Annotated in this window: 23 protein-coding genes; 16 read left to right on the forward strand and 7 right to left on the reverse strand. The window is 61.0% G+C overall.

The window, feature by feature from the left end; translation table 11 throughout:
• A complete protein-coding gene (solA, locus tag DQ393_RS26150) occupies positions 1 to 1,149 on the forward strand; it encodes an N-methyl-L-tryptophan oxidase (protein WP_112344612.1) in 1,149 nt (382 codons plus the stop codon).
• Positions 1,150 to 1,170: 21 nt separating this feature from the next.
• On the opposite strand, the gene DQ393_RS26155 is transcribed toward solA, so the two are convergent.
• Positions 1,171 to 1,665, reverse strand: coding sequence for a cytochrome b (locus DQ393_RS26155; RefSeq protein WP_112344613.1), 495 nt, complete (start codon positions 1,663 to 1,665; stop codon positions 1,171 to 1,173).
• A gap of 271 nt (positions 1,666 to 1,936) precedes the next feature.
• On the reverse strand, positions 1,937 to 3,352 hold the full coding sequence (locus DQ393_RS26160; protein ID WP_112344614.1) for an aldehyde dehydrogenase family protein: 1,416 nt from the start codon (positions 3,350 to 3,352) through the stop codon (positions 1,937 to 1,939).
• Positions 3,353 to 3,446: 94 nt separating this feature from the next.
• Between DQ393_RS26160 and DQ393_RS26165 the strand changes: the two genes are divergently transcribed.
• Positions 3,447 to 4,343 carry a LysR family transcriptional regulator gene (locus DQ393_RS26165; RefSeq protein ID WP_112344615.1) on the forward strand — a complete coding sequence of 299 codons (897 nt, stop codon included), beginning with the start codon at positions 3,447 to 3,449 and terminating at the stop codon, positions 4,341 to 4,343.
• A gap of 62 nt (positions 4,344 to 4,405) precedes the next feature.
• On the opposite strand, the gene DQ393_RS26170 is transcribed toward DQ393_RS26165, so the two are convergent.
• Together DQ393_RS26170 and DQ393_RS26175 are read right to left on the reverse strand one after the other, a co-directional pair.
• Complete coding sequence (locus DQ393_RS26170; RefSeq protein WP_112344616.1) at positions 4,406 to 5,164, reverse strand: alpha/beta fold hydrolase; 759 nt, start codon at positions 5,162 to 5,164, stop codon at positions 4,406 to 4,408.
• 48 nt (positions 5,165 to 5,212) lie between these two features.
• Entirely contained in the window at positions 5,213 to 6,985 is a 1,773-nt protein-coding gene (locus DQ393_RS26175; RefSeq protein WP_112344617.1) for a cytochrome c biogenesis protein DipZ, read from the reverse strand.
• Between the two features lie 358 nt (positions 6,986 to 7,343).
• Here DQ393_RS26175 and DQ393_RS26180 point away from each other — a divergent pair, with 358 nt between their 5' ends.
• The 11 genes from DQ393_RS26180 (at position 7,344) to DQ393_RS26235 (ending at position 18,597) form a co-directional block, all read left to right on the forward strand.
• Positions 7,344 to 8,396, forward strand: coding sequence for an alpha/beta fold hydrolase (locus tag DQ393_RS26180; RefSeq protein WP_112344618.1), 1,053 nt, complete (start codon positions 7,344 to 7,346; stop codon positions 8,394 to 8,396).
• A 112-nt stretch (positions 8,397 to 8,508) separates the two neighbouring features.
• The gene (locus DQ393_RS26185; RefSeq protein ID WP_112344619.1) at positions 8,509 to 9,249 is read left to right on the forward strand and encodes a response regulator; all 741 of its coding nucleotides are present in this window, start codon (positions 8,509 to 8,511) and stop codon (positions 9,247 to 9,249) included.
• Complete coding sequence (locus DQ393_RS26190) at positions 9,246 to 10,568, forward strand: ATP-binding protein (RefSeq protein ID WP_112344620.1); 1,323 nt, start codon at positions 9,246 to 9,248, stop codon at positions 10,566 to 10,568. The genes DQ393_RS26185 and DQ393_RS26190 overlap by 4 nt, the downstream gene beginning before the upstream one ends.
• Before the next feature lie 187 nt (positions 10,569 to 10,755).
• On the forward strand, positions 10,756 to 11,172 hold the full coding sequence (locus DQ393_RS26195) for an organic hydroperoxide resistance protein (RefSeq protein WP_112344621.1): 417 nt from the start codon (positions 10,756 to 10,758) through the stop codon (positions 11,170 to 11,172).
• A 314-nt stretch (positions 11,173 to 11,486) separates the two neighbouring features.
• On the forward strand, positions 11,487 to 12,218 hold the full coding sequence (gene minC / locus DQ393_RS26205) for a septum site-determining protein MinC (RefSeq protein ID WP_112344623.1): 732 nt from the start codon (positions 11,487 to 11,489) through the stop codon (positions 12,216 to 12,218).
• 29 nt (positions 12,219 to 12,247) lie between these two features.
• Complete coding sequence (gene minD / locus DQ393_RS26210; RefSeq protein WP_112344624.1) at positions 12,248 to 13,063, forward strand: septum site-determining protein MinD; 816 nt, start codon at positions 12,248 to 12,250, stop codon at positions 13,061 to 13,063.
• On the forward strand, positions 13,060 to 13,320 hold the full coding sequence (minE, locus tag DQ393_RS26215; protein WP_112344625.1) for a cell division topological specificity factor MinE: 261 nt from the start codon (positions 13,060 to 13,062) through the stop codon (positions 13,318 to 13,320). Before minD ends, minE begins: the two co-directional genes overlap by 4 nt.
• Positions 13,321 to 13,631: 311 nt before the next feature.
• The gene (locus tag DQ393_RS26220) at positions 13,632 to 14,411 is read left to right on the forward strand and encodes a polysaccharide deacetylase family protein (RefSeq protein ID WP_112344626.1); all 780 of its coding nucleotides are present in this window, start codon (positions 13,632 to 13,634) and stop codon (positions 14,409 to 14,411) included.
• 647 nt (positions 14,412 to 15,058) lie between these two features.
• Positions 15,059 to 16,861 carry a sensor domain-containing diguanylate cyclase gene (locus tag DQ393_RS26225; RefSeq protein WP_112344627.1) on the forward strand — a complete coding sequence of 601 codons (1,803 nt, stop codon included), beginning with the start codon at positions 15,059 to 15,061 and terminating at the stop codon, positions 16,859 to 16,861.
• Between the two features lie 112 nt (positions 16,862 to 16,973).
• Entirely contained in the window at positions 16,974 to 18,035 is a 1,062-nt protein-coding gene (locus tag DQ393_RS26230) for a serine hydrolase domain-containing protein (RefSeq protein WP_112344628.1), read from the forward strand.
• A gap of 4 nt (positions 18,036 to 18,039) precedes the next feature.
• Positions 18,040 to 18,597 carry a GNAT family N-acetyltransferase gene (locus DQ393_RS26235; protein WP_112344629.1) on the forward strand — a complete coding sequence of 186 codons (558 nt, stop codon included), beginning with the start codon at positions 18,040 to 18,042 and terminating at the stop codon, positions 18,595 to 18,597.
• Between the two features lie 3 nt (positions 18,598 to 18,600).
• On the opposite strand, the gene DQ393_RS26240 is transcribed toward DQ393_RS26235, so the two are convergent.
• Complete coding sequence (locus tag DQ393_RS26240; RefSeq protein ID WP_112344630.1) at positions 18,601 to 19,422, reverse strand: AraC family transcriptional regulator; 822 nt, start codon at positions 19,420 to 19,422, stop codon at positions 18,601 to 18,603.
• 294 nt (positions 19,423 to 19,716) lie between these two features.
• Here DQ393_RS26240 and leuA point away from each other — a divergent pair, with 294 nt between their 5' ends.
• Complete coding sequence (gene leuA / locus DQ393_RS26245) at positions 19,717 to 21,390, forward strand: 2-isopropylmalate synthase (protein WP_112344631.1); 1,674 nt, start codon at positions 19,717 to 19,719, stop codon at positions 21,388 to 21,390.
• Between the two features lie 186 nt (positions 21,391 to 21,576).
• On the opposite strand, the gene DQ393_RS26250 is transcribed toward leuA, so the two are convergent.
• Together DQ393_RS26250 and DQ393_RS26255 are read right to left on the reverse strand one after the other, a co-directional pair.
• The gene (locus tag DQ393_RS26250) at positions 21,577 to 21,831 is read right to left on the reverse strand and encodes a GCG_CRPN prefix-to-repeats domain-containing protein (RefSeq protein ID WP_112344632.1); all 255 of its coding nucleotides are present in this window, start codon (positions 21,829 to 21,831) and stop codon (positions 21,577 to 21,579) included.
• 101 nt (positions 21,832 to 21,932) lie between these two features.
• On the reverse strand, positions 21,933 to 22,949 hold the full coding sequence (locus tag DQ393_RS26255) for a phosphatase PAP2 family protein (protein ID WP_112344633.1): 1,017 nt from the start codon (positions 22,947 to 22,949) through the stop codon (positions 21,933 to 21,935).
• A gap of 375 nt (positions 22,950 to 23,324) precedes the next feature.
• Between DQ393_RS26255 and DQ393_RS26260 the strand changes: the two genes are divergently transcribed.
• Complete coding sequence (locus tag DQ393_RS26260; protein ID WP_112344634.1) at positions 23,325 to 24,275, forward strand: GAF domain-containing protein; 951 nt, start codon at positions 23,325 to 23,327, stop codon at positions 24,273 to 24,275.
• Between the two features lie 154 nt (positions 24,276 to 24,429).
• Positions 24,430 to 25,938, forward strand: a complete 1,509-nt coding sequence (gene adh, locus DQ393_RS26265) for an aldehyde dehydrogenase (RefSeq protein WP_112344635.1) — start codon at positions 24,430 to 24,432, stop codon at positions 25,936 to 25,938.
• Positions 25,939 to 26,003 lie beyond the last annotated feature (65 nt).

Consider the following 26,003-nt stretch of genomic DNA (forward strand, 5'->3'; position numbering starts at 1 on the left):
ATGACTGCGGAATTCGACCTTGCCGTCGTCGGCCTCGGCGCAATGGGAAGTGCGGCCTTGTCTTTCGCCGCAGCGCGCGGCGCAAAGGCGATCGGGATCGAGGCACATTTCCCCGCTCATTCCCTCAGCTCCTCGCATGGCGACAGCCGCCTGATCCGCCTCGGCTACTTCGAAGATCCGTCCTATGTGCCGCTGCTGGAGCGTGCCTATCAAAACTGGCGCGCGCTGGAGGCGAGGCTGCGGGCCGAGATTCTGACTGTTACGGGCGTCCTGCAGATCGGCACGCCCGACAGCAAGATCGTCAGCGGCACGCGCGCCTCCTGTGACATGCATGGGTTGCCGTACGAAGTACTCGACCGCGACGCCATGAACCGTCGTTTTCCGGCTTTTACGTTGGAAAAAGGGGAGGTCGGCGTGCTCGATCCGCAGGGCGGCTATGTCAGGCCTGAAGCGGCGATCATGGGCTATTTGAAGCTTGCGGCGGAAGATGGTGCTGTTTTGCATTTCGGCGAGCGCGTTGTCGCGATCGATCCTGATGGTACGGGTGTCACCGTCGTTTCCTCGACAGGGCGATATCGCGCCCGCAAGGTGATCGTCGCAACGGGCGCATGGATTGCCGAGCTCGTGCCGCAGCTGAAGGCGCATGCTCAGCCGATCCGGCAGGTGGTCGCGTGGTATCAGCCGAGGGATGGTTTTGTTGCCGAGCCGCAGCGCATGCCCTGCTTCCTGCAGGATGAAGGCGCCGAAGGTTCCTATTTCGGCTTTCCGGCGATCGGCGTCGATGGCGTGAAAATCGGTCGCCACGCCCATTTCCGGGAGCCGATCGACCCGACCATGCCCAATCCGCCGGTCAATGACGCCGACACCGATCTGCTCGATAGCTTCGCCCGCAAGCGCCTGCCGAATGCCGCCTCGTTTCGCGTGCGAGCGACCACCTGCCGCTACACCATGCTGCCGAGCGAGGATTTCCTCATCGATCAAATGCCGGGACAGCCGAATGTGATGGTCTCGTCGGCCTGTTCCGGCCACGGCTTCAAATTTACGAGCGTGGTCGGCGAGATTCTCGCCGATCTGGCGCTCCAAGGCGGAAGCGCATTGCCGACCGCGCTGTTCTCTTTTGAGAAGCATTTTGGCGGTCTGGAAGCATAGGCCACCAATCTCGCGGGCAATTCAGCCGATCGTCATGCGTCGCAGCACGTCCGATCGGAAATAGAAGTGTTGGACGAGCGCGCCGAGGATGTGAAGGACGACGACGATCCAGAGCAGGGACTTGATCGGTCCGCCATGAACGAATGCCGCCGTATCGATCCCCAGATAGTAGGCTGCTATACCCGACAGCGGCATCGCGAAGATCAGCACATAGAGCAGGACATGTGTCAGCTGCGCAAGGTAGTGCAGGAAGGCAGGCTGGCCATCCGGCGTAGCGGGGACGTCGGACGAAAATCTGACTGCAAGGCGCAGGACGGCGAGCAACAGGACAGCAATGCCGGCATAGGCGTGGATATTGGCGCTGGCAATATCGGCTGATGAGGGCGTCTGGCCGTTGCGGATCAGACGCCGCCACGCGTTCATCCCGTCAGGAAACAAGAGATTGAAAAAGATCAGCAGCGCCATGAGCCAGTGAAGGATGCGTTGCGGAATGGAATAGGCAGCTCTGGCAGGCATTGGCTCTCCTTAGATTGAAACTGTTCTAAAGATAGAACGTGATCCTAACGAGAACCTGAACGCCACGGGGAGCTTGTCGGGCCGTCGGGTTGTGGTGAGCTGGGGACCTTCCACTAGAACATTTCCGCTTTTCTTCGAATTGCGAAAACGCTCAATCTCCTTGTTTGTTTATGCATTCCGGACGGAAAACCGCGGCGCACTTTTCCTGGAGTGCCCTAGCATTTCAACGGGAGCCCCGACGGCCCATTCAGGCCTCCGGGGCTCCGCGCTGTCAGCTCAGCACCGCACGCGGTTCGAGGAAGGATTCCAGGCCATAGGTGCCGAATTCGCGGCCGATACCCGATTGCTTGAACCCGCCGAAGGGCGCAAGCGGCTCGTGCGGTGCGCCGTTGATGACGACCCGGCCGGCTTCGATGCGCTCGGCGAGCCGCTTTGCCCTGGCGATATCGGACGAGAAGACATAGGCCTGCAGGCCATAGGCTGTATCGTTGGCGATTTCGAGCGCATGTGCCTCATCGCGATAGGGAATGACGCAAAGCACCGGCCCGAAAATCTCCTCGCGGGCGATCCTCATATCGTTGTTGACGCCGGAGAAGATCGTCGGGCGAACGAACCAGCCGCGATCGAGCCCTTCAGGACGGCCTTCACCGCCCACGATCAGCCGTGCACCCTCCTCCTGGCCGAGGCGGATATAGGATTGAACGCGATCCCATTGCTTCTGGCTGACCATCGGGCCGATTTTGACGGCAGGATCGCTTGCATCACCCACCTTGAGCGTCGCGACGGCTTGGACAAGTCGGTCATGGATTTCCGCCAGCCGGCTTTCCGGCGCGAGAATGCGGGTGCCGGCAATGCAGGCCTGGCCGCTATTGGCAAAGCCGGCAGCCACTACCTGCGGGATGACGGTATTAAGGTCGGCATCGTCCAGAATGATGTTCGGGCTCTTGCCGCCGAGCTCGAGCGTCACGCGCTTCAAAGTCACTGAGGCCGCCTGGAGGATCGCCCGACCCGTCACCGTCGAGCCGGTGAAGCTGATCTTGGCGATGTCGCGATGGCTGCTGAGGGCGGCGCCGACCACATGACCGTATCCGTTGACGATGTTGAAAACGCCTTTCGGCAGGCCGGCGGCGTGCAGGCATTCGGTGATGAGCTGCGTCTGGATCGCGCTCATTTCCGACGGCTTGATCACCATGGTCGTGCCCGCGGCAATGGCGGTGGCAAGTTTGCTGCAGATGAAGCCGTAATTGCTGTTCCACGGCGTGATGGCGGCTGCCACGCCGGCAGGGCGCATTTCGATTTCCGCATGGCCGATGCGACGACGAAATTCATAATTGTCGAGCGTCTTGGCCATGTGGAGAAACGCCGTGGCGGCGTGCGGCACCGAAAAGCCGATGAAGGATGCCGGCGCGCCATATTCCTCGCGCATGGCGTCGGTGAGATCGGAGGCTCTAGTCTCGACCGCATCGTGCAGGCTGTGCAGCATGGCGACGCGCTCGGCCTTCGAGCTTTGCGACTGGCTCGCAAATGCTGCCTTGGCAGCGCTGACGGCATTGTCGACATCCTGCTCGTCGCCAAGGCGAACGGTGCCGATTTGCTCTTCCGTGGCTGGATTGAAAAGAGGGGCTTCTTCCGTGCCATGGGGCTGAACGAAGCTGCCGTTGATATAGATCGTGTCGATGGTGCGCATGAGCGTCTCCTTTATCTTCACCAGAGAGGTAAGATGCGCTATTTGATCGGTCTAGCAGGACAAAGCGGAACAGGCTGATAAGGAAAATCGCGCAATGAAGGCAAGCCTGACGGAGCTCGAAGCGATCGCCGCGGTTGCCCGCCACGGCGGCTTTCGCGCCGCCGCCCGTGAACTCGGCATGTCCTCCTCGGCACTCAGCCACGCGGTCGCCACGCTGGAGGAGCGTCTGTCCGTGCGGATTTTCAACAGGACAACGCGCAGCGTGACATTGTCTGAGGCTGGTGAGCGCCTGGTGGCGGAGATCGCGCCGGCGCTTGCCGCGATCGACAGGGCCATCGAGAATGCCGGCGTGTCGTCGGAATCGGTGTCCGGCACGCTGCGGCTCAACATGGCACCCGGTGCGGCGCGCATGCTGCTGGTTCCCCTTATCCTCGAATATGGGCGGCGGCATCCGAATGTGGACATTGAAATCGTCACCGACAATGCCTTGGTCGATGTCATTGGCAAGGGCTTCGATGCCGGCATCCGGCTTGCCGAGGCCGTTCCGACGGATATGATCGCAATATCAATCGCTCCGACGCTGCGCTCGCTCGTCGTCGGCTCACCTGCCTATTTCAGCGACAGGCCGCGCCCGCTCGTTCCCGGTGATCTCCTGCAGCATTCGTGCATCCGTGCGCGTATGGCAAACGGCAGGCTCTATCGCTGGGAATTCGAGCGGCATGGTCAGGCGATATTGATCGACGCGCCGGGAAGCCTCACCCTCGATGCTTCCGACCTGATGTTGAGCGCTGCCCTCGCTGGGGCGGGGCTTGCCTATATCAGCGAAGCGTCCATTGCCGAGCACATAGCGGCGGGCAAGCTGATTTCCGTGCTGGAGGATTGGAGCCCGCCCTATCCGGGGCTCAGCCTCTATTTTGCTCAGCGCCGCCAGATGCCGGCGCGGCTGCGGGCCCTGATCGATCTGATCCGCGAGCAGAATGCGTCCCGCTGATCGCCGGATCCCTGATCAAGGCAAGCAGCGGCCTCATTGATGAGGCCGCCGCCGGTTTGTCGTTACTTGCCGGCGTCCTTGGCTGCCTTCTCGATCACGGCGGCAACCTTTTCCGGCTGCGACGCGAAGACGGCGTGGCTTGCCTTGATTTCGGTCACGTCGCTGCCGGCGCGCTTTGCCATGTCGCGCTCGAGCTCGGGGTTGATGGAGCGGTCGTTGGTTGCAACAATGGCCCAGCTCTTCTTCGCCCGCCAGGCCGGATCGCCGACCTTGGCGGTAAAGGCGGCCTTCGCGGCGAAGACCTGAGATTTCGCCATGAAATCGGCCTCGTCCTTCGGCAGGTCGGCTGCAAAGTCCGCCGCGAAGGCCGCTGGATCGAGATAAAGATATTGGCCGTCCTTGGTTTCCCGGATGTTCATGCCGCCCGCCGGCTTGGAGCTTGCGAGGCTGATCAGGCTTTCGCCCTTGTCCGGCTGGAACGCGGCGACATAGACGAGACCTGCGACATCCGGGTGATTGCCCGCCTCCGTGATGACCATGCCGCCATAGCTGTGGCCGATGAGCAGGCTCGGGCCGTTCTGAAGGTCGAGCACGCGGTTGGTGGCGGCGACATCGTCGGCAAGCGAGGTGATGGGTTCCTGCACGACCGTGACCTTGAAGCCGTCCTTTTCAAGGATCTCGGCGGTCTTGCGCCATCCCGAACCGTCGGCAAGGGCGCCGTGGACGATAACGATGTTCTTGATCTCGGCTGCCTGTGCAGCAATGGCAAAGGTGCTTGCGGCAAGGCCGAGAGCGATGATGGAGAGAAAACGGGTCTTCATGGGGTAACTCCTGTCAGTTGAGGTTCATGCTTGGGGTGAGAGGGGATTTCAGCCGAAAGTGAAGGCATAGGCCTGAACGCCGGGATCAAGAAAATGGATCTCGAAGTTACGTGCGGTGACGTCACCGGATTGACGGACCAACTGGTAGAGCTTGGTTTCGGTCACGGTGCCATTGCCGCCGGCGTCGATATCGGAGCCGTGGTCGGGGCCGGGTATCTTTCCGTCTACCGTCACCTGAAAGCGGATCGGCTTTCCGTCTGCCGAAGGCCCGAGGACGAGGTGCAGGTCGCGGGCGCTGAAGCGATAGCTGATGCTGCCGCCTGCCTTGTCGAGTGTCGCCTCTTCCGGGCCGATCGTCCATGTGCCTGCCAGTCCCCACTGGTTGAGGGCGGGATCGGCAATCGAATAGTCGGCTGCGGTGTCGGCTTTTACGCCTTCAGGCGAAGCAAAGCCCGTTGCCTGCTTGTAGCCGACATAGGTCTCGCCGGAGCGGATATGGCTAAGATCGGGGCTTGCTTCCGCGCCTTTTGCATCCGGAACGACCGGGCCGCTTTGGGCCATGTTGCTGCCGGCCTCGCGCAGAAGGTCCTGGATCGCCTGTTCGGTCTGGCGATAGTTGCCTTCGCCGAAGTGCTGGTAGCGAACCTGTCCCTTGGCATCGATCAGGTAAAGTGCAGGCCAGTAGTTGTTCTCGAAGGCGCGCCAGATGCGGTAATCGTTGTCGATCGCAACCGGATAGTTGATCTTGAAGTCGGCGATCGCCTGCTTGACGTTGTCGACATTCTTCTCGAAGGCGAATTCGGGGGCATGGACACCGATGACGACGAGGCCCTGATCCTTATACTTTTCCGCCCAGGCACGCACATAGGGAATGGTGCGGATGCAGTTGATGCAGGAATAGGTCCAGAAATCGACGATCACGACCTTGCCGCGAAGCCCGGCCGTCGTCAGCGGCTGAGAGTTCAGCCAGGTGACGGCGCCATCGAGCGATGGCGCGGGGCCTTCGACGGGCAGGTCGCTATGGAAGGGGCGCGTCGCGTCGCTGGCAATCTTCATCGCGTTGTTGCTGGCAACTTCGGTCCCTGGGTTTGCGCTCTTGCTAGGCAGTTTATTCAGCAGGGCCTGCTCGAAGGAGCCGGTGCTGGCATAGGAAAGGCGGGCGAGAAGGCCGGTATCGAGGCCAAGGGCGATCGCAGCAACGCCGGCGAGAACTGCGGCACCGGCAAACTGCCGGATGCGCTCGCTGAGGCCGAGTGATTGCTTCATGCGGGCAAAGATCTTGCCACCGGCAAAGAGTGCAACGGCAAGCGAAGTGGCGGCGCCGGCCCCATAGGCAAGCAGCAGGATTGTCGTCTGCAGATTGGCACCCTTCAAGGCTGCGCCTGTCAGGATGAGCCCGAGGATCGGGCCGGCGCACGGCGCCCAGAGCAGGCCGGTTGCGATGCCGAGCACGAAGGAGCTTCTGACGCTCGCTGTTGCGCGATGCGCGCCGGCGGCGTTCAGGAGATTGTTGCCGAGATCGACCGCCGGCCGGGAGAGAGCGCTGGCGATGCGCGGTGAAATCAAGCTAAGGCCGAAGAGGCCCAGCAGAACGATGGCTGCGAGGCGACCATATTCATTGGCGCGGATCGCCCAGGCGCCGCCGACTGCGGCAAGCGTTGCGACCATGGCAAAGGTAAGTGCCATGCCTGCAAGCATGGGCAGCGTGCTCCGGACGAAGGGCTGCCCGGCGCGGGCAAAGACGAAGGGGAGGATGGGCAGGATGCACGGACTGAGGATCGTCAGCGCACCGCCGAGATAGGCTATGATGAGAAGCGTCATCGTCTTGTTCCTTTGGAAGCGATTGACCGGCTGCGGACGGCGACATGCCGTGGCCAGCAGTGACGCTATCTGCCTGTGGCGACGTATCCCGAATGTGTCCGATTGGGTGGCAGAATGTACCGAAACGTCGAGGTCTCGGGCTTCGATACACTGCGATACAAATCGGATGGGGGTGGCGCGGTTTTCAGCGAGCCCGGCTGTTTGCCGAGGCGTTGCCGCCAGGAGCCGCCAATTGTATCAGACTGTATCCTGGCGGCCGGAAGCTACATAGGCATTCAAAACAAGGCGATCGGCGACACATCGGCGATACATGCGGCTGGCTTTCTTATGCTCACGATCCAATCGACAGGAGATAGAGATGTCCGAGGAAATCAATCACAACCGCCGCCGCTTCTTTGGTATTGCCGCCGCCGCCGTTGCCGCTGCCGAATTCGGCCTGCCTGCCATCGCCGGTGCGCAAGAAACAAAGGCTTCCACATCGGCCCTGCCGGCGATCAAGGCAGGAAGCCATACATCCTTCGACGCGCTGAAGCAGATCGATGCCGGCGTGCTCAATGTCGGTTACGCCGAAGCCGGTCCGGCCAACGGCCCGGTCGTCCTGCTGCTGCATGGCTGGCCCTATGATATCTACAGCTTCGTCGATGTCGCACCGCTTCTTGCCGGCGCCGGCTACCGGGTCATCATTCCCTATCTTCGCGGTTACGGAACCACACGCTTCCTTTCGAGGGACACACCGCGCAATGGTCAGCAGGCAGCCCTTGCCGTCGACATGATTGCGCTGCTCGACGCGCTGAAGATCGAAAAGGTTGTCGTTGCCGGCTACGATTGGGGCGGCCGCACCGCTGACATCATGGCGGCACTTTGGCCCGAGCGTTGCAAGGCGCTGGTGTCGGTCAGCGGCTATCTCATCGGCAGCCAGGAAGTCAACCGCAAGCCCTTGCCGCCGAAGGCCGAGCTCGCATGGTGGTATCAGTTTTATTTCGCAACCGAGCGCGGTCGCCTTGGCTATCAGGAAAACCGCCATGATTTCGCAAAGCTGATCTGGCACACCGCCTCGCCGCAATGGGCTTTCGACGACGCCACTTTCGATCGTTCGGCTGCAGCCTTCGACAATCCCGACCATGTCGACATTGTCATCCATAACTACCGCTGGCGCCTCGATCTCGCCAAAGGCGAGGCAAAGTTCGATGCCTATGAGAAGAAGCTGGCCGCAGGTCCGGTGATTTCGATCCCGACCATCACCATGGAGGGCGATGCCAACGGTGCGCCGCATCCGGAGCCTGCGGCCTATCGCGGCAAGTTCTCGGGCAAGTACGAGCATCGCACCATCACCAGCGGCATCGGTCACAATCTTCCGCAGGAAGCGCCGCAAGCCTTCGCCCAGGCTGTGATAGATGTTGATCGTTTCTAGTTCGGCGGTAGTGTGCGAGTGGGTGCCGGCAAAGCCGGCGCCCGCTGCCGTTGGCGCGACGAGGAATGATTATTCGTAGGTTGGTGCTTACGATGTTGAGCGGGAAATCGAAATGGAGCATATCGACCATATCCTGATCGTGGATGACGATCGGGAGATCCGTGAGCTGGTGTCGAGCTATCTGAAGAAGAATGGCTTGCGGGCGACGACGGCCGCCGACGGCCGGCAGATGCGCAGCTTTCTCGAGGCCAACTCGGTCGATCTGATCGTACTCGACGTGATGATGCCGGGCGATGACGGCCTCGTGCTCTGTCGCGAGCTTCGCGCCGGAAAGCACAAGGCGACGCCCATTCTGATGCTGACGGCGCGCAGCGACGAAATGGACCGCATTCTCGGCCTGGAGATGGGCGCGGACGATTATCTGGCAAAGCCGTTTGCCGCCCGCGAGCTGCTCGCCCGCATCAAGGCGGTTCTTCGGCGCACCCGCATGCTGCCGCCCAACTTGCAGATCAGCGAAGCCGGTCAATTGCTGGTCTTCGGCGATTGGCGGCTCGATACGGTCGGCCGTCATCTGCTCGACAAGGATGGAACGGAAATCACGCTCAGCGGTGCCGAATACCGCCTGCTGCGCGTTTTCATCGATCACCCGCAGCGGGTGCTCAATCGCGACCAGCTTCTGAATCTCACCCAGGGCCGCGACGCCGATCTCTTCGATCGCTCCATCGACCTGCTCGTCAGCCGTCTTCGCCAGCGGCTGGGGGATGACGCGCGCGAGCCGATGTATATCAAGACGGTGCGCAGCGAAGGCTATGTCTTCTCCGTGCCGGTGGAAATTGCGGAGCTTCGCCCATGACCGCGGTTGACCTTCCAGGTCACCGGCCGTGGTGGCCGAGCACCCTGCGTGCACGTATTTCGCTGATCCTGCTGGCCGGGCTTGCGATCGCTTACGGTCTGTCGTTCAGCGTGCTCTATATCGAGCGCTACATGTCGGCAAAGGCGGTCATGCTCGGTACGCTGGAAAACGACGTTGCCACCTCTATCGCGGTTCTCGACCGCCTGCCGGCCGATGAGAGGGCGAATTTCGTCGACTGGCTGAGCCGCGGCAACTACAATTTCGAGCTGGGGACGGGCCTGCCTGGTGTGCCCGATACCTCCGCGCATGGCGCGGAGATCGCCGCCAAGATAGAGGATGCGGTTGGCCATCGCTTTCCCATCCGCATGGAATCGATACCAGGGCCGATCTCACGGCTGCAGGCACATCTCAATCTGAGCGACGGCAGTCCGCTGACGATCGATGTCACGCCCAAGGGGGTCATGCCGATCGCGGCATGGCTGCCCTATGTCTTCGTCGTCCAGATGCTGTTGATCGTGCTTTGTACCTGGCTTGCCGTGCGACAGGCTACACGTCCGCTCGCCGAGCTGGCTGCCGCGGCCGATGCGCTCGATCCCAACAACAAGAGCCCGGCCTTGAGCGACCGGGGGCCGAGCGAAGTGGCGCATGCAGCCAGGGCCTTCAACGCCATGCGGGATCGAATCGCGCACTATCTCGAAGAGCGGGTGCAGATCCTTGCGGCGATCTCGCACGATCTGCAGACGCCGATCACCCGCATGCGCCTGCGCGCCGACATTGCCGACGATTCGCCCGAGAAGACCAAGCTGCTGCAGGATCTCGGCGAGATCGAGCGTCTGGTGCAGGATGGGATTGCCTATGCGCGCAGCGCCCATGGCAATGGCGAGAAGAGCGCACGCATCGATCTCGCCTCCTTCATCGAAAGCATCAGCTACGATTATCAGGACACCGGCAAATCCGTCGAGATTCTTGGCCTCATCCAGGGCACAGCGACGACGAAGCCGCACGCGCTACGTCGCATCCTCACCAACTTCATTGACAATGCCCTGAAATTCGCCGGTGCGGCGGAAATCGCCGTGGAGCGGCGGGATACGGGCCAGGTTGCGATCACCGTTCTGGATCGCGGTCCCGGCATTCCGCAGGATCAGATCGAGGCAGCCATGCAGCCCTTCTTCCGGCTGGAGCAATCGCGCAACCGCAACACCGGCGGCACCGGGCTTGGTCTGGCGATTGCCCAGCAGCTAGCCCAGACGCTCGGTGGCTCCGTCAGACTCTACAACCGTGAAGGCGGTGGCTTGGCGGCCGAAGTCGTCATTTCCTGATCGGCCTCTTCAAAAGATTTTCGGCCGATTTGTAAGCATTTGTATCCGGCTCGTTGGAGCCTACGCTTTGTAACACTTCCGGCGATTCTCGAAACATGCCGGATACGTCGATCCATCAAAAACAACTCCGTCAACAGACGTTGCCCTCCCGACATAGCAGACGGGCAACGCAACAAAGGAGTGTTCCATGACCAAGATCGACAAGGTTCTCTACACCGGCAGGACCCACACCATCGGCGGCCGCGATGGCTTCGCGCGCAGCGATGACAACCAGCTGGATGTCAAGCTTTCGCCTCCCGGCAGCGCCCATGCCGGCACCAATCCCGAGCAGCTCTTCGCCGCCGGCTGGTCGGCCTGCTTTATCGGCGCAATGGGTCTTGCCGCGGGAAAGCGCAAGATCAAGCTTCCGGCCGATCTCGCCGTCGATGCCGAAGTGGATCTGGGCACTACGGAAGGTGCTTATTTCCTCCAGGCGCGCCTGACCATCAGCATGCCCGGTATCGAGCCTGAACTGGCACGTGCGCTGGTCGAAGAAGCCCACCAGACCTGCCCCTATTCGAAGGCGACTCGCGGCAACATCAATGTCGAACTGAGGCTCGCCTGAGAATCACCCAAGCCGCGATATTGCGCGCCGCTCCGGAAGGTGCGGTGCGCCGAATCGTTAATTTTTATCAGATCGAATTTCAGGCAAGGCAGGTCATGCGTTGCGCATGGAGGATCACATGAAGGCTATCATTCTTCTCCTTGCAGGAGCTGCGATTTTCGCCGCTCCATGCGTCTACGACCCCAGCTCCAACGAGCCGTCGGCGCTCGCGAGCGTCGCCGTTTTATGGGGCGCTTCGAGCCCGAATGGAGCCGCGTATTAACCAATTGTTAACCATATCAACGGTACACAGGATCAACGATTTATTCACATAGATGACCAAAGTGCTAACAGACGCTCGTTCGATCCGTATCAAGGGCCGCTCATTTCTTGCGGTCATGCTTTCGCCGGATCTTCCGCTAGATCAGTGGTTGATCAGGCTTGACGACCTAGCAGCCCGTTCGGCCGGCTTCTTTCTGGGGCGGCCGGTCGTGCTGGACATCACCGACCTGCCGATCGACAAGGCGCAGCTCAAGGAGCTGCTCGCTGAGCTTTCGGCCCGCAATGTCAGTATCATGGGCATCGAGGGTGGGCGCCCATCGATCGCTGGCCCCGGCATGCCGCCGATCCTGAAGGGTGGTCGCCCGGCTGCCGATTTCGAGGTCTCCGAGGCCGAGCCGGTCGTCGAGCGCCGCAACAGCGAGCCCAAGGCGCCGCCGCCGGAAGTGCGTGCGGTTACGCAATCCCTGATCATCCGCGAGCCGGTGCGTTCGGGACAGTCGGTGATCTTTCCCGAAGGCGATGTCACCGTCATCGGTTCGGTGGCGTCGGGCGCGGAAGTCATTGCGGGCGGATCGGTCCACATCTATGGCGCCCTGCGCGGCCGCGCCATGGCAGGATCGATCGGCAATGCCTCGGCGCGTATCTTTTGCCGCAAGCTCGAGGCCGAGCTGCTGGCGATCGATGGCATCTACAAGATGGCGGAAGACATATCACCCGGCCTCAAGGGGCAGGCCGTTCAGCTCTGGCTGGATGGCGAAACGATCATGGCCGAAAAACTAATCTGAGCCGGAGCCGGCCAAAACAGGAGAGCGAGATGGGCAAGGTAATCGTCGTCACATCAGGCAAGGGCGGAGTTGGAAAGACGACTTCGACGGCCGCACTGGGAGCGGCTCTGGCACAGAGAGGCGAAAAGGTCGTCGTGGTCGATTTCGACGTCGGTTTGCGCAATCTCGATCTGGTCATGGGTGCGGAACGGCGCGTCGTCTACGATCTCGTTAACGTCATTCACGGTGATGCCAAGCTGCCGCAGGCGCTGATCCGCGACAAGCGGCTGGAGACGCTCTTCCTCCTGCCGGCTTCGCAGACCCGCGACAAGGACAATCTGACACCCGAGGGTGTCGAGCGCGTCATCAACGAGCTCAAAACCTATTTCGACTGGGTCATCTGCGACAGCCCGGCCGGTATCGAGCGCGGCGCCACCCTTGCCATGCGCCATGCCGACGTCGCCGTCGTCGTCACCAATCCGGAAGTCTCCTCGGTGCGCGATTCCGACCGTATCATTGGCCTGCTCGATGCCAAGACGCTGAAGGCTGAGCGCGGCGAGCGCATGGAAAAGCATCTGCTGCTGACCCGCTTCGATGCTGGTCGCGCGGAACGCGGCGACATGCTGAAGGTCGACGACGTGCTGGAAATCCTCTCCATTCCGCTGCTCGGCATCATCCCGGAAAGCACTGATGTCCTGCGCGCGTCCAACCTCGGTTCGCCGGTCACGCTTGCCGATGCGCGCTGCGCGCCGTCGCTTGCCTATTTCGACGCCGCACGCCGTCTTGCCGGCGAGCAGGTGCCGATCACCATCCCTGGCGAAAAACGGGGTATCTTCGGCAAGATCTTCGCAAGGAGGGCCGCATGAGCATTTTCGGACTGTTCCGCAAGCAGAGATCTGCACCCATGGCGCGCGAGCGCCTGCAGATCCTCCTTGCCCACGAGCGCGCCTCCGTGGGCTCGGATCTCGTATCCGTGCTGAGGGAGGAAATCCTCGCCGTCATCGCCAAGCATGTGCAGGTCGATCGCGATAAGGTGCAGGTGAAGATGGATCGCGACAAGGACGTCTCCATGCTGGAGATCGATGTCGAGATCCCGCGCGACGCGGCCTTGAAGGCCGCCTGAGGCAAGCCTGGCACTGCGCATGTGTGCGAATGATGCCACATGGTCCTTCCGTGTGGCGGAGCGTCGAAGTTTTTTCGAAGCTTGCCCTTGCAAAGGGTATGATTCGCGATTATCTGCACGCCATCACCTGTATCGATGGCCTGCCGCTGACATTTCCGTGTCGAGCCGGTGTTCGCTGTCCGGGTTAAAAGCAAGGGCGCTCCCCAGAAATGGGTAGAGCGCCCTTTGCTTTTGTCGCGTCCGCAGTGCGGTACTTTTCTTGGTCGATGCGATATGCCAGTTTGCGCCGATCATGCGGGGAGGCGATTGGCTTGGGCGGATTGGACAATCAACGGAATGCCGTGTTCTCATGGCTGCTTGCCAGCATCTTCCTCGCAGTATGCGCCATCGGCGCCCAGGCAGCCGACAAGACGATCTATTTCACATTCGACGACGGCCCCTTGCCGGGAACGAGGAACATTCTTGCCGTGCTGAGCGAGGAAAAGGTTCCGGCGGCCATGTTCATGGTCGGCCTGCATGTCGAAACCATTCCCTCTGGGCGCGACCTGCTTGCCGAAGCCAAGGCCATGTCGCTCGTGACCGTCGGCAATCATAGCTATAGTCACGCCAACAATCGCTACAGGAAATATTACGCCGATACCCAGGCGGTGGTTGCGGATATGCGCCATGCCAACCAGGTGCTCGGCTTGACGCCGGTCGTGCATGCGCGATTGCCGGGCAGGGACGTCTTTCGGCTTCCCACGGTCGCGAGGGAGGATCTCTCCATCAATGTCGCGCAATGGGAGCGCGAGTGGCTGGATTATGAGCTGGTCGCGGAAGCGGGTTTCTATCTCTATGGCTGGGATTTCGAGTGGGTGCACAGCGACGACGGCAAGCCTGTCCAATCGGTGGACCACCTCGTCAGCGAAATTGATCATCTCTTCCAATATGGCCGCTTCACGCAACCGGGAAAGATGATCCTGCTGATGCACGACGAAATGTTCCAGGACCAATTCAACGGTCAGGATAATCTGAGGACCTTGATTCGTTCGCTTCGCGAACGTGGCTATGCCTTCGGCGATATCAGAACCTACGCGCCCCCGAACCCCTGAACCCACCTGAGTTTGCTTAGGCCTGTCCCGCCGCGGTTCCTGCCGCAACCGTCAGGATGAAATCGTCCAGTTCCCGTTCCAGGCGGCGTAAGCTCCGGATACTGAAACAGTGGAACGGTCGATGGTTTCAGCCACAGGCCGCTTTTTGCTGTCGGGCGATGGTGCGCAAGGAAGCATCATCCCCAATGATATGCGTTTCAGATTGACTTCGGGATCATGTAGTGCTGCCGCAAAATGGCACAGTCACTTGTGGATTTTAAATCTATGTTTCCCAACTTCCAGTTGGCTTATGGATTGCCGGCCTGAAAATCGATTTGTTGTCGGCGCTGTCGTACTCACCCCTGACGACAGCCGGGAGTCTCGGAGACGGCCCCTCGGCTGCGACCGAGATTCCCGTCAGAGGATACCAATGCCGATCGGCCGGTATTCAAAAAAGAGTGAGAGAGCGGCTTGCAAATATTGGGGTGTCGGAATCCAGCCGTTTGCAATGGTCGTGGATCGGATTGGCGAGGATGCGCCTCACAAAGGTCCGGAATAGGCTTTCCTCGCTGTTTATTCACGTTTTATCATAGAGGCTGACGTCATAGCTGAAGGCTCGAGGAGAGGAGTACTTCAGGCATGTATGAGCGAGGCGCAGGGGACGGCAGATGAGAATTACGACGATTACGAATTGGGCCTACGGCATCACCGTCGTCCTGACCGTGCTGTCTGCCGTCGCGTTCATCCTCTCGGCCCGAAGCGCCATCCAGGAAAGGCAGGCAGTGGAGCAGCACCTGCTGCTGACCAGCATGGGCGAGGAACTTGCGCTCGCAGCCGAGGAGACGACGGACGAGGCTCGTCTCTACGTGATGCGCGGGGAGGCGAGACATCTCGAAGCTTTCACTAGCGACGAGGGCGAGGAGCGGCGGCGCGATGCCGCGCTCAATTCCCTGCGTGGCTCGGGGATTCCCGACGCCGAACTGCAGGTCGTCGGGCAGGTGGCAACCAATGCGGAAGCGCTCGATAAGATCGAGGAAGCGGCAGTAGCCGCCTATACCGGCGGAAATCAGGCAGGTGCGCGCGACGCCCTGTTCGGCCCGGAGCATGAACGCATCCAGACGGCGCTCCTCAGCGGTGTGAGCCAATTTCGCGCCATGGCAACAGCGCGCACGCAAGCGGCTGTGCGCAGTGCACAGGCACGCAGCGATTTGTGGGCCGATGTCGCCAAGGTGATGCTTGCCTTGACTGCGGCGGTGTTTCTCGGCGTGCTTTATTTCATCCTGCGGCGCCGGGTTGCCCTGCCGCTGATCCGCATGACCGGGATCGTCAACCGGTTGGCCAAGCAGGACTACGCCGTCGAAGTGCCGCCCGACCGCCGCCGCGACGAAATCGGCGAGATGAACGACGCCATACAGATCTTTCGTGAGAATGGCCTCGAGCGGAACCGGCTGGACGCCGAACGGAAGCGCGACCTGGAGACGAAGGATCTCATATTACAGATGATGCATCGCCTGCAGGCCTGCTATGCCCAGAACGAACTTGCCGAGGTCGTCGCGTTGTTCGTGCCGCAGATCTTTCCGGGCATCGCCGGATGCCTCTATACGATGAATGAAAGCAGGACGGCGCTGACCGAGGTCAGCCGGTGGCTGGAGCCGGCCCATACCGAACTTTCCTTCGCCGCTTCGGCCTGCTGGGGGCTGCGACGCGGCCGGCCGCATGCCAGCCACGTCGCGGACAATGATATTCCCTGCCAGCATCTGGATGGTTCCGGTGTGCCCGGCCTTTGCGTCCCCTTGACCGCGCTCGGCGAGGCGATCGGCCTGCTTTATTTCGAAGATCGATCCAAGGATGCCGCTGCCGCCGATGCGCCGAGGCTCTACCTCGAACTGATTGCCGAGAATATCGGCCTTGCCATCGCAAACCTGCAGCTGCGTGACAGGCTGATCAATCTCGCCGTGCGCGACGCGCTGACGGGCCTGCTGAACAGGCGCTCCCTGGATGAGATGCTGAACAATCTTTATCGGGATCATTCAGCCCGCACGGTCATCTGCATGATGATCGACATCGATCACTTCAAGCGTTTCAACGATGAGTTCGGCCATGATGCCGGCGACGAAGTGCTGCGTCATGTCGGGCAGATCGTCGCCGATACGGTCGCCGAAACCGGCACGGTCTATCGTTTCGGCGGGGAGGAGCTGACGGTCATCGCCACCGATATGGCCGACGATGCGGGCTTTGCACTTGCCGAGCAACTTCGCGCGCGCATCTTTGCCACGCCGTTTTCCTATCGCGCACGTATTGTCGGACCGCTTTCCGTCTCCGTCGGCATCGCCTCATCCCCGGCATCCGGACCCGCCAAAACACTGATCAACCGCGCGGACGGAGCTTTGCTGAAGGCAAAGCTCGACGGGCGCAACAGGACGGTGGCGGCCTTCATGATGGAGCCGGAGGAAGAATTGAAAAGAGGGTAGGGTTGATCTTAAAGGGCGCATATGGCGTCGAAATCCGGTTTTGCCGCCTTGCCCAATGCGCGCCTCGATTGTAGCTTGAGGCTGGAAATCGCATAAATGGAGGGCTCGGTTTATGGGCATGACGCGGAATGCTTCGGATAGCGAGATCCTGCAGTCGATAGGTTTTGACCCGGCCCTTCACCGCAAGTTTGCGGCCGGCATCGAATCCGGCTTGCTGCGCGATCTGCATGTCGTACTCGCCGCTCGCTCCCAGCAGGTTTTCATGGAGTATTACGGCGTTGGTTCCGATGAAAATTGGGGCACTCCGCTCGACAGCGTCGCATTCGATGCGGATACGCTGCACGATCTCCGCTCGGTGACCAAGAGCATCGTCAGCCTCCTTTACGGCATCGCGCTGGACAAGGGATTGGTGCCGCCGCCGGATGCACCCCTTTACGAGCAATTTCCGGAATATGGCGATCTCGCCGAGGATGCCGTCCGCGCCAGGATCACCATCGGCCATGCGCTGACGATGACGCTGGGGATGGAGTGGGACGAGGATCGTCCCTACACGGACCCGTTAAACAGCGAAATAGCCATGGAAAACGCGCCGGATCGCTATCGCTTCGTTCTGGGGCGCCCGGTGATCGCGGAGCCGGGAACGCGTTGGATTTATTCCGGCGGCAGCGTCGCGTTGGTCGGCGCTATCATCGAGCGGGGCACCGGCAAGCGTTTGCCTGATTTCGCGCAAACCGCCCTCTTCGAGCCGCTGGATATTACAAAGTTCCACTGGTCGTCGGGATATGACGGCGTGGCGTCGGCTGCGTCCGGACTGCGCCTGACGGCGCCCGATTTGCTGAAGATCGGCATGCTGCTTCTGCAAAAGGGCCTGTGGAAGGGCCGGAGGATCGTTTCGGAAGAGTGGATCGCGCGATCCCTTACGCCGGCGATTTCGACCGGCGACGGTTTGGACTATGGCATGCTGTGGTTTTGCGGAGATGCGCCCGCGCCGGCATTTGCCAATCCACGCCCTTGGCGTGCGGGCTTCGGAAACGGTGGTCAAAGGCTCTGGCTGATGCCTGATGCGGGAATTGCCGCCGTTATCTATTCCGGCAAGTACAATGCATGGGATGCTTGGATAATGCCGACCCGCGTGTGGCGCGAGATCATTCTCGCCAACTTTCTGAAGGCCTGAAGAAGTGGTTCCGCCAAAGGACGCGTTTCCCACACTTGAGACCGACCGGCTGCGGCTTCGCGAGGCGAGCATGGACGATCGCGACGACTTCCATGCGCTGATTTCTATTCCGGAGGTCACACGGTTCTCGAATTGGGTCGATGCGCCGAAAATGGCGCAGATCGAGCGCTCCCTGCGATGGATGATCAAAATCTTCCCGAAGGGAGCGGGCTGTTCATGGATCATCGAGGATCGGGCTTCCGGCGATTTGCTCGGGGCCATCCGCTTCAACAGTATCGACCGGCACGCCAGATGTGCCGAGCTCGGATACGAACTGCATCCTTCCGCCTGGGGCAAAGGGCTCATGAGCGAAGCAGCAAAGGCTGTCGTTCGATGCGGCTTCGACGTTTTTGCGCTCAATCGCATCGAAGCCTGGACATTGCCGGGAAATGCGGCCTCTGATCGGGTTCTTGAAAAGACGGGGTTCCGGTATGAGGGCACGCTGCGGCAAAAGGCGCGGTTCAAAGAGGCCTTTCATGATTTCCGCATGTTCGGCTGCCTGGCAGGCGACCCGCAAAACTAGCCCTTAGTCGGCGCCCCGGCTGGTTTCGCCAGTCAGTATTGCGGATTGAAAATAATCCCGAGGTGAACGTCCGAGCGAACGCCGGAACATAGCCGAGAAGGCGCTTGGGCTCTCATAGCCGCAATCCAGCGCGACATCGAGAATGGTCCGACCCTCCGCGAGCAGGGTGAGAGCCTTCAGCATACGGGCTTGCTGCCGCCACCGGCCGAAGCTCAACCCGGTCTCGCGTTGAAACAGCCGCATAAGCGTCGCCCGGCTCACGTGGAGATCATTTGCGGCTTCTTCGATCGAAATCGTATGTGCGAGATCGCCAAGCACGGTTTCGCAGAAGGCGGCAAGCACCGGATGTTTCGGCAGTGGTAAATTCAGCGGTTGTGCCGGCAGGAAAGCGAGTTCGAGAAGCAGCAGGCGAATGACCGCATCCGCGACCTCCTTGCGATCGGGTTTATCGACGAGGCCGGCGAGCCGCAGGATGAGCTCGCGTAGAAGCGGGGTGACTTCCACCACCATGCAGTCTTTCGGCAGGGTATCTCTGCCGTCGGCGTCGATCAGCAACGAACGAAATTGAATGCTTGTGCGGCTTGCCGTCACATGCTCGAGATGCGGCGGCAGCCAGACCGCGCGGCTCGGCGGCACGACCCAGGTGCCGCTCTCCGTGGTCAAGGAGATCACGCCGCTGACGGCGTAGAGCAATTGCGCCTGGCTATGGCTGTGGCGGGAACTGGTGAAGTGATGATCGTCATGTGCGATGACCGCGACGCCTTCAGCGACGTCGGTGCCGTGATACAGATAGGTTTGATCCTTTTGCGACGATGATTGATCCATTCGCGCGAGAATATCAGAGCCTTTAGCGATAACCTAGAGTTCCTTTCAAACAGGATCTCTCCTTCCGTGTCCGTCCTCTCCCACAATCTGCATCGATCAGATCGGCCGCATCTCGCTGCCATCGCATCGCTGCACATGCGGGCGAACATCGGTGCCGTATTCTGCGTGCTCGCTTCCCTTCAGCTTTCCGTTGCGCTGCGACTTACCGGCGGTCGTCGGGCCTGACGGCATCCCGGCGACCGTAGGCTGCTGTCCGCTTTTTCCTGAATTTACCGACACGTGACGGAACGGATCATGCTGAAGAATCCCAAAATCAAATATCGCCCCTTTATCTCGCCCATCGAATTGCCGGATCGGCAATGGCCGAACAAGCGGCTCGCCGAGGCACCGCGCTGGCTTTCCACGGATCTGCGCGATGGAAACCAGGCGCTCGCCAACCCGATGGATGTCGAGCGCAAGCTGCGCTTCTACGACATGCTTCTAGCCTCCGGTTTCAAGGAGATCGAGGTTGCGTTTCCGTCGGCATCGCAGATCGAGTTCGATTTCGTCCGCGCGCTGATCGAGGAGGATCGCATTCCCGAGGATGTGACGATCCAGGTGCTCACCCAGGCGCGCGCCGATCTCATCGCCCGCACCTTCGAGTCCCTCGTGGGCGCGCGCAAAGCCATCGTCCATCTTTACAATGCGACGGCGCCGCTCTTCCGCCGCGTCGTCTTCGGTATGGAGCGGCACGAGATCGTCGATCTGGCGATCAGCGGCGTCACGGCGATGCTGGAGGAAAGTCGCAGACAGCCTGACACCGATTGGACCTTCGAATATTCGCCGGAAACCTTTTGTTTTACCGAGCCGGATTTCGCCCTGGAAATCTGCGAGCGCGTGCTCGATGTCTGGCAGCCGACCGTGGAGCGGCCCGCCATCCTCAACCTGCCGGCAACGGTGGAGGTGGCGATGCCGAATGTCTATGCCGACCAAATCGAATGGTTCTGCCGCAATATTTCGCGGCGGGAAGCCGTCATCATCAGCATCCATCCGCACAACGATCGCGGTACGGCGGTGGCCTCGGCCGAACAGGCGCTGCTAGCTGGCGCCGATCGCGTCGAAGGCTGCCTCTTCGGCAATGGTGAGCGCACCGGCAACGTCGATCTGGTGACGCTGGCCTTGAACCTCTACACCCAAGGCATCGATCCCGGCCTGACCTTTCCGTCGATCCGCGACGTGGTCAAGACGGTGGAATATTGCAATAGGATCTCTATCCACCCGCGCCATCCTTATGCGGGCGAGTTGGTGCACACCGCATTCTCCGGTTCGCATCAGGATGCCATCCGTAAAGGGTTTGCCGCACACGAGCGACGCAATGACGGCATCTGGGAAATGCCCTATTTGCCTGTCGATCCCGCCGATATCGGCGAGAGCTATGAGGCCGTCATCCGTGTCAACAGCCAATCGGGCAAGGGCGGTGTCGCCTGGGTCATCGAGCAGGATAAGGGCTTGAAGCTGCCCCGCGCCATGCAGGTCGATTTCAGCAAGCGGGTACAGCTTCTCGCCGATAGCACCAGGCGGGAACTGACGGCCGAGGATATCTGGAAGGCGTTCGTGCACGCCTATCATGTCGATGATGTCGAAAGCTTCGAGCTTGTCGATTACGAAGGCGGCTTCCGCAAGGGCGCCGGTGCGGAGCGCATTTTCACCGGCCGGATTCGCCATGGCAGTCGGGACGTTGCCGTCAGCGGCCGCGGCAACGGGCTCATCTCGGCGGTGCTTGCCGCGATTGCCGAGACATTCGGCGTGACGCTCGGCGTTATGGACTATCAGGAGCATGTGCTTCGCCGCGGAAGCGAGGCGAAAGCGGCTGCTTATCTGCAATGCGTCCGGCCGGACGGCACCCAGATTTTCGGCGTTGGCATCGATGACGATGCTGCGACCGCAAGCGTCAAGGCCGTCCTCAGCGCTGCGAATGCGGCGGGTTGACGATGTGGCGTATCGCTTGTCATCGGCCGAAGCTGGGCCGATGACGACCAGCTTTGGGCGCCACGGCCGGCCGTCTCTATCGTGTCTGGTCAATTTGCTGTAACCCGGCTCGGTAGCGAACGATCGGTTCGACGAACGGCACGGCCGATCTCGATGACCGGGCCGGGATTCCATCAAAAGACGGGCTTAGCGATAGCGCCAGCCGCCGTGCCACCATTCGCGATGTACCCAGTAGCGATGTCCGTCCCAGTAGCCGCGGCCGGGATAAAACACGCCATAGGCCGGAACTGCAGGCACGACCACAACCGGGGGCCCATTCGGGCGGCAATAGCCATAAGGGCCGCGATGGAAGCCGATGCCGCATCCGTCGCGAGCCTCGGCCGGCGAGATCGCGGCGAAGCTGGCAGCTGCTGCAAAAGCCAGCAAGATGATCTTTCTCATGATGTCCTCATTCGTCCTAAGGGAAGTTTGATGCTGTTATCCCTTCAGCGCTTAAACGGCTGCGATCGGTAAATCCGTCGCTGCGTTCGATCATTTTGCATTCACATGGGGAAGGCAGGCATTTGAGGCGCGCCGGTCTGCAGGTCTGCAAGCCGTGCCGAAGAATCGCCTTTGGGATCAGGACTGAACTTCAAAGGTTTGATGTGCGGGTGGGACTGTGAAGGACACGTCTTTGCCGCAGGTATCGGTTTTTTGCCGACCAGAGGCATGCGCCGTATCAAAGCGCGCCGGACGGCCAGAATTGCCTTGTATTGCTCTCCCAGGCGCAGGCGGCCATCGGAATCATAGGCAAAGAGGAGATGCCGCCGCGCGAAGGCGTGCGCCAGCCACAGGGTGAAGGCGACGCCGACGCCCCAGCCCATCAGCGTGTCGCTCGCCCAGTGGGCACCGACCCATTGGCGCGACAGGCAGATCAGGACGCCGACCGGCATGAATATGGGGCGAAGGCGAGGGAAGACGAGCGCCAGCGACATCGCCATGGCGCCGGCTGTTGCCGAATGTCCGGAGGGAAAGGATGCGAAGTCGGCGTGTAGGGCAAGGGGGCGAAAATAAAAGGCGCCGTTCGTCTGCAGGAGTTCCGGTCTGGCACGGCCAATGATGTTCTTGGCGAGCGAAGCGACAATGCCGCCGCCGGCAACCGCCAGGAAGACGAATACAGCCGCGGTGGCGATGAGGTCTGCGCCGGTTCGCATCGATTTGCGCAATTTGTACGCGGGAGCGAGGATGGCGAACATCAGCAATGTGCCGCTGAATGAGAGCACCAGCAGCCCTGTGCCGAGGCTGCTGATCCATTTCGCCATTCCGCGCAATTGCTCAGGGAACGATTTCATCCAGACGCCCAAGGGGTAGTCTGAAGTCGCCATCACGAGCAATGACAGGGCAAGGAAGACGGCGATGATGGTGATAGGGCGCTCGAGAAATGCGCGATTTTCGGGAGGCGCGATGGCAGGGGTATTGAAGAAACATCGGACGCCACCGATCAGACGCCTGCGACAGGTTTTCGCGGAATGCTCCAGCGCCTCTTTCATGACCTCCTGTTTCCGCTGCCATGCCTGCATGAAGCCGACTTCCCATTGCTGCCGATCATTCGCTGATGCCCGCGAATAAGGCCTTACGCTGTGTTTCCCTTGGTGAGGCTGCTACAGCAATACGCTGACAGATGCCTGAAAGCCGCCATGCAGCGCGTCTGCAGCGCCGAGCGGCATGCATTTCAGCCGCCCGGACGACTAACTGCGACATTGGCCTCTCGTCGGGCCAGGTTCACTTTTCTGAATATCGCAATGCCGGCAGGAAAAGCGGACGAAGCAAAAAAAGGCTTTTTCGCCAGAGAGATAGCAGCGGAATTTCGCAGCCGCGCTCACAAAGCGAGGGGAGGATTGCCTCGGCTGCCTTTTTTAGCGACAATCAGGGCAGCGTTCGGTGGGAGGAGCCAGATGCACGAATATTCCGCGCATGCGGATCAGGTCTACGCGTCCGCGCAATCGGCCGCGGCAAGTTCTTCAGTCGTCGCATCCTGGCGTCGCTGCATGACCATGCATCGCCTTGCGCCGGAAGATAAGCGTCTGCCGATACGACTGGCGGGCCAGGAATTCCAGGCGGCGCTGGAGCGCTCGCAGCGGTTGGTCGCCGAAGCTTCGAACGAACTGGACCGTCTTTTCCTTGCGGTCGGCAAGGCCGGCTGCTGCCTGCTTCTGACCGATCGAGACGGCATCGCGCTCGAGCGCCGAGGTGCTGCCGGCGACGACAAGGAATTCCACGACCTTGGCCTGTGGACAGGTTCCGTCTGGACCGAAGCCAGCATCGGCACCAATGGCATCGGCACGGCGCTTGCCGACGAGCGGGCCGTTGCGATCTTTCGCGATCAGCACTTCTTCTGCTCCAACATCAATCTCAGCTGCACCACGGCGCCGATCCGCGATCATCGCGGCCAGCTCGCCGGCGCGCTCGACATTTCCAGCTGCCGCGACGATGTCAACGACGCGACCCTGGCGATCCTGTCGCAGACGGTGCGCGATGCGGCGATGCGGATCGAGCTCAATCTTTTCCGCAGTGCCTTTGCCGGTGCGCGCTTCGTCATGGTACCGACGGAGACGGCCTCCAACTCCGCGCTGCTCGCCGTCGACCGCAACGATCTCGTGCTCGGCGCGACACGGGCGGCCCGCCTTGCGCTGAAGCTTGACGATCATCGCATCGCGGCGGGAATTCCTGCTTCCGATATTCTGCGCGAGCAGGGGGCCGGGGGTGAGGATCTCCTGGAGGCCGAACGCGCCGCCCTGCTCAGAGCTCTTTCGCGCGCCAACGGCAATGTCTCGCAGGCGGCCGCGGCGCTCGGCATGAGCCGTTCGACGCTGCATCGGAAGATGAACCGGCTCAATCTGCACTGACCTCTAAAGACGGAGCATTTGTTTAGGCAGATGTCGCAGGGTTGCGACACTGTGCACTGCAGCATTACCCGATGGGCCTACCGTCCGAAAGCATATGCACTCAGACTTCTCCCATGGGTTCGTTGACCGGACCTGCCGACCAAGGGAGGATGGCATGCTGCATCAGAAGATCGTCGAATCTCCGTTCAAGCTGAAATATGGCAACTATATCGGTGGCGAGTGGCGCGAACCGATCGCCGGCAAGTATTTCGACAACCTCACGCCGATCACCGGCGGCAAGATCTGCGAGATACCGCGCTCCGATGAAAAGGACATCAACGCCGCCCTCGACGCCGCCCATGCGGCCAAGGACAAGTGGGCGCGGACGTCTACCACCGAGCGCTCCAATATCCTGATGAAAATCGCCCAGCACATGGAAGACAAGCTGGAAGTGCTGGCGCAGGCCGAAAGCTGGGACAATGGCAAGCCAATCCGCGAAACAATGGCAGCCGATATTCCGCTCGCGATCGACCATTTCCGCTATTTCGCCTCCTGCATTCGCGCCCAGGAAGGCTCGATCGGCGAGATCGACCATGACACCGTCGCCTATCATTTCCATGAGCCGCTTGGCGTCGTCGGTCAGATCATTCCGTGGAATTTCCCGATCCTGATGGCCGCCTGGAAGCTTGCGCCGGCACTGGCCGCCGGCAATTGCGTCGTCATCAAGCCGGCCGAGCAGACACCGGCCTCGCTGTTGGTCTGGGCCGAACTCGTAGGCGATCTCCTGCCGCCGGGCGTGCTCAACATCGTCAATGGCTTCGGCCTCGAAGCCGGCAAGCCGCTGGCCACCAGCCCGCGCATCGCCAAGATCGCCTTTACCGGCGAGACGACGACGGGCCGGCTGATCATGCAATATGCCAGCCAGAACCTGATCCCCGTCACGCTCGAACTTGGCGGCAAGTCGCCGAACATCTTCTTTGCCGATGTCGCGGCCGAAGACGATGATTTCTTTGACAAGGCGCTCGAAGGTTTTGCGATGTTCGCGCTTAACCAGGGCGAAGTCTGCACATGCCCCAGCCGCGCCTTGATCCAGGAATCGGTCTACGATCGCTTCATGGAGCGGGCCGTCAAGCGCGTGGAAGCCATCAAGCAGGGCAATCCGCTTGATGCGGCAACCATGATCGGCGCCCAGGCATCGAGCGAGCAGATGGAGAAGATCCTCTCCTATCTCGATATCGGCAGGCAGGAAGGCGCCGAGGTGCTGACGGGCGGCGCGCGCGCCGATCTCGGTGGCGAGCTGTCGAGCGGTTATTACATCAAGCCGACCATCTTCAAGGGGCACAACAAGATGCGTGTGTTCCAGGAGGAGATCTTCGGCCCGGTTGTTTCTGTGACGACCTTCAAGGACGAGAAGGAAGCGCTTGAGATCGCCAATGACACGCTCTACGGCCTCGGTGCCGGTGTGTGGACCCGCGACGGCAATCGTGCCTATCGCTTTGGCCGTGAGATCCAAGCCGGTCGCGTCTGGACGAATTGCTATCATGCCTATCCGGCCCACGCGGCCTTCGGCGGCTACAAGCAATCGGGTATCGGGCGCGAGACGCACAAGATGATGCTCGATCACTACCAGCAGACCAAGAATATGCTGGTGAGCTACAGCCCGAAGGCTCTGGGCTTCTTCTGAGATCTCCCAATCAAGCCGTCAAGGCTCCCAGCCGCGGCCGGGAGCCTTCAAGCATTTACAGGCGG

Source organism: Martinezella tropici, from assembly GCF_003287875.1.
Taxonomy (GTDB): Bacteria; Pseudomonadota; Alphaproteobacteria; order Rhizobiales; family Rhizobiaceae; genus Rhizobium; species Rhizobium tropici_C.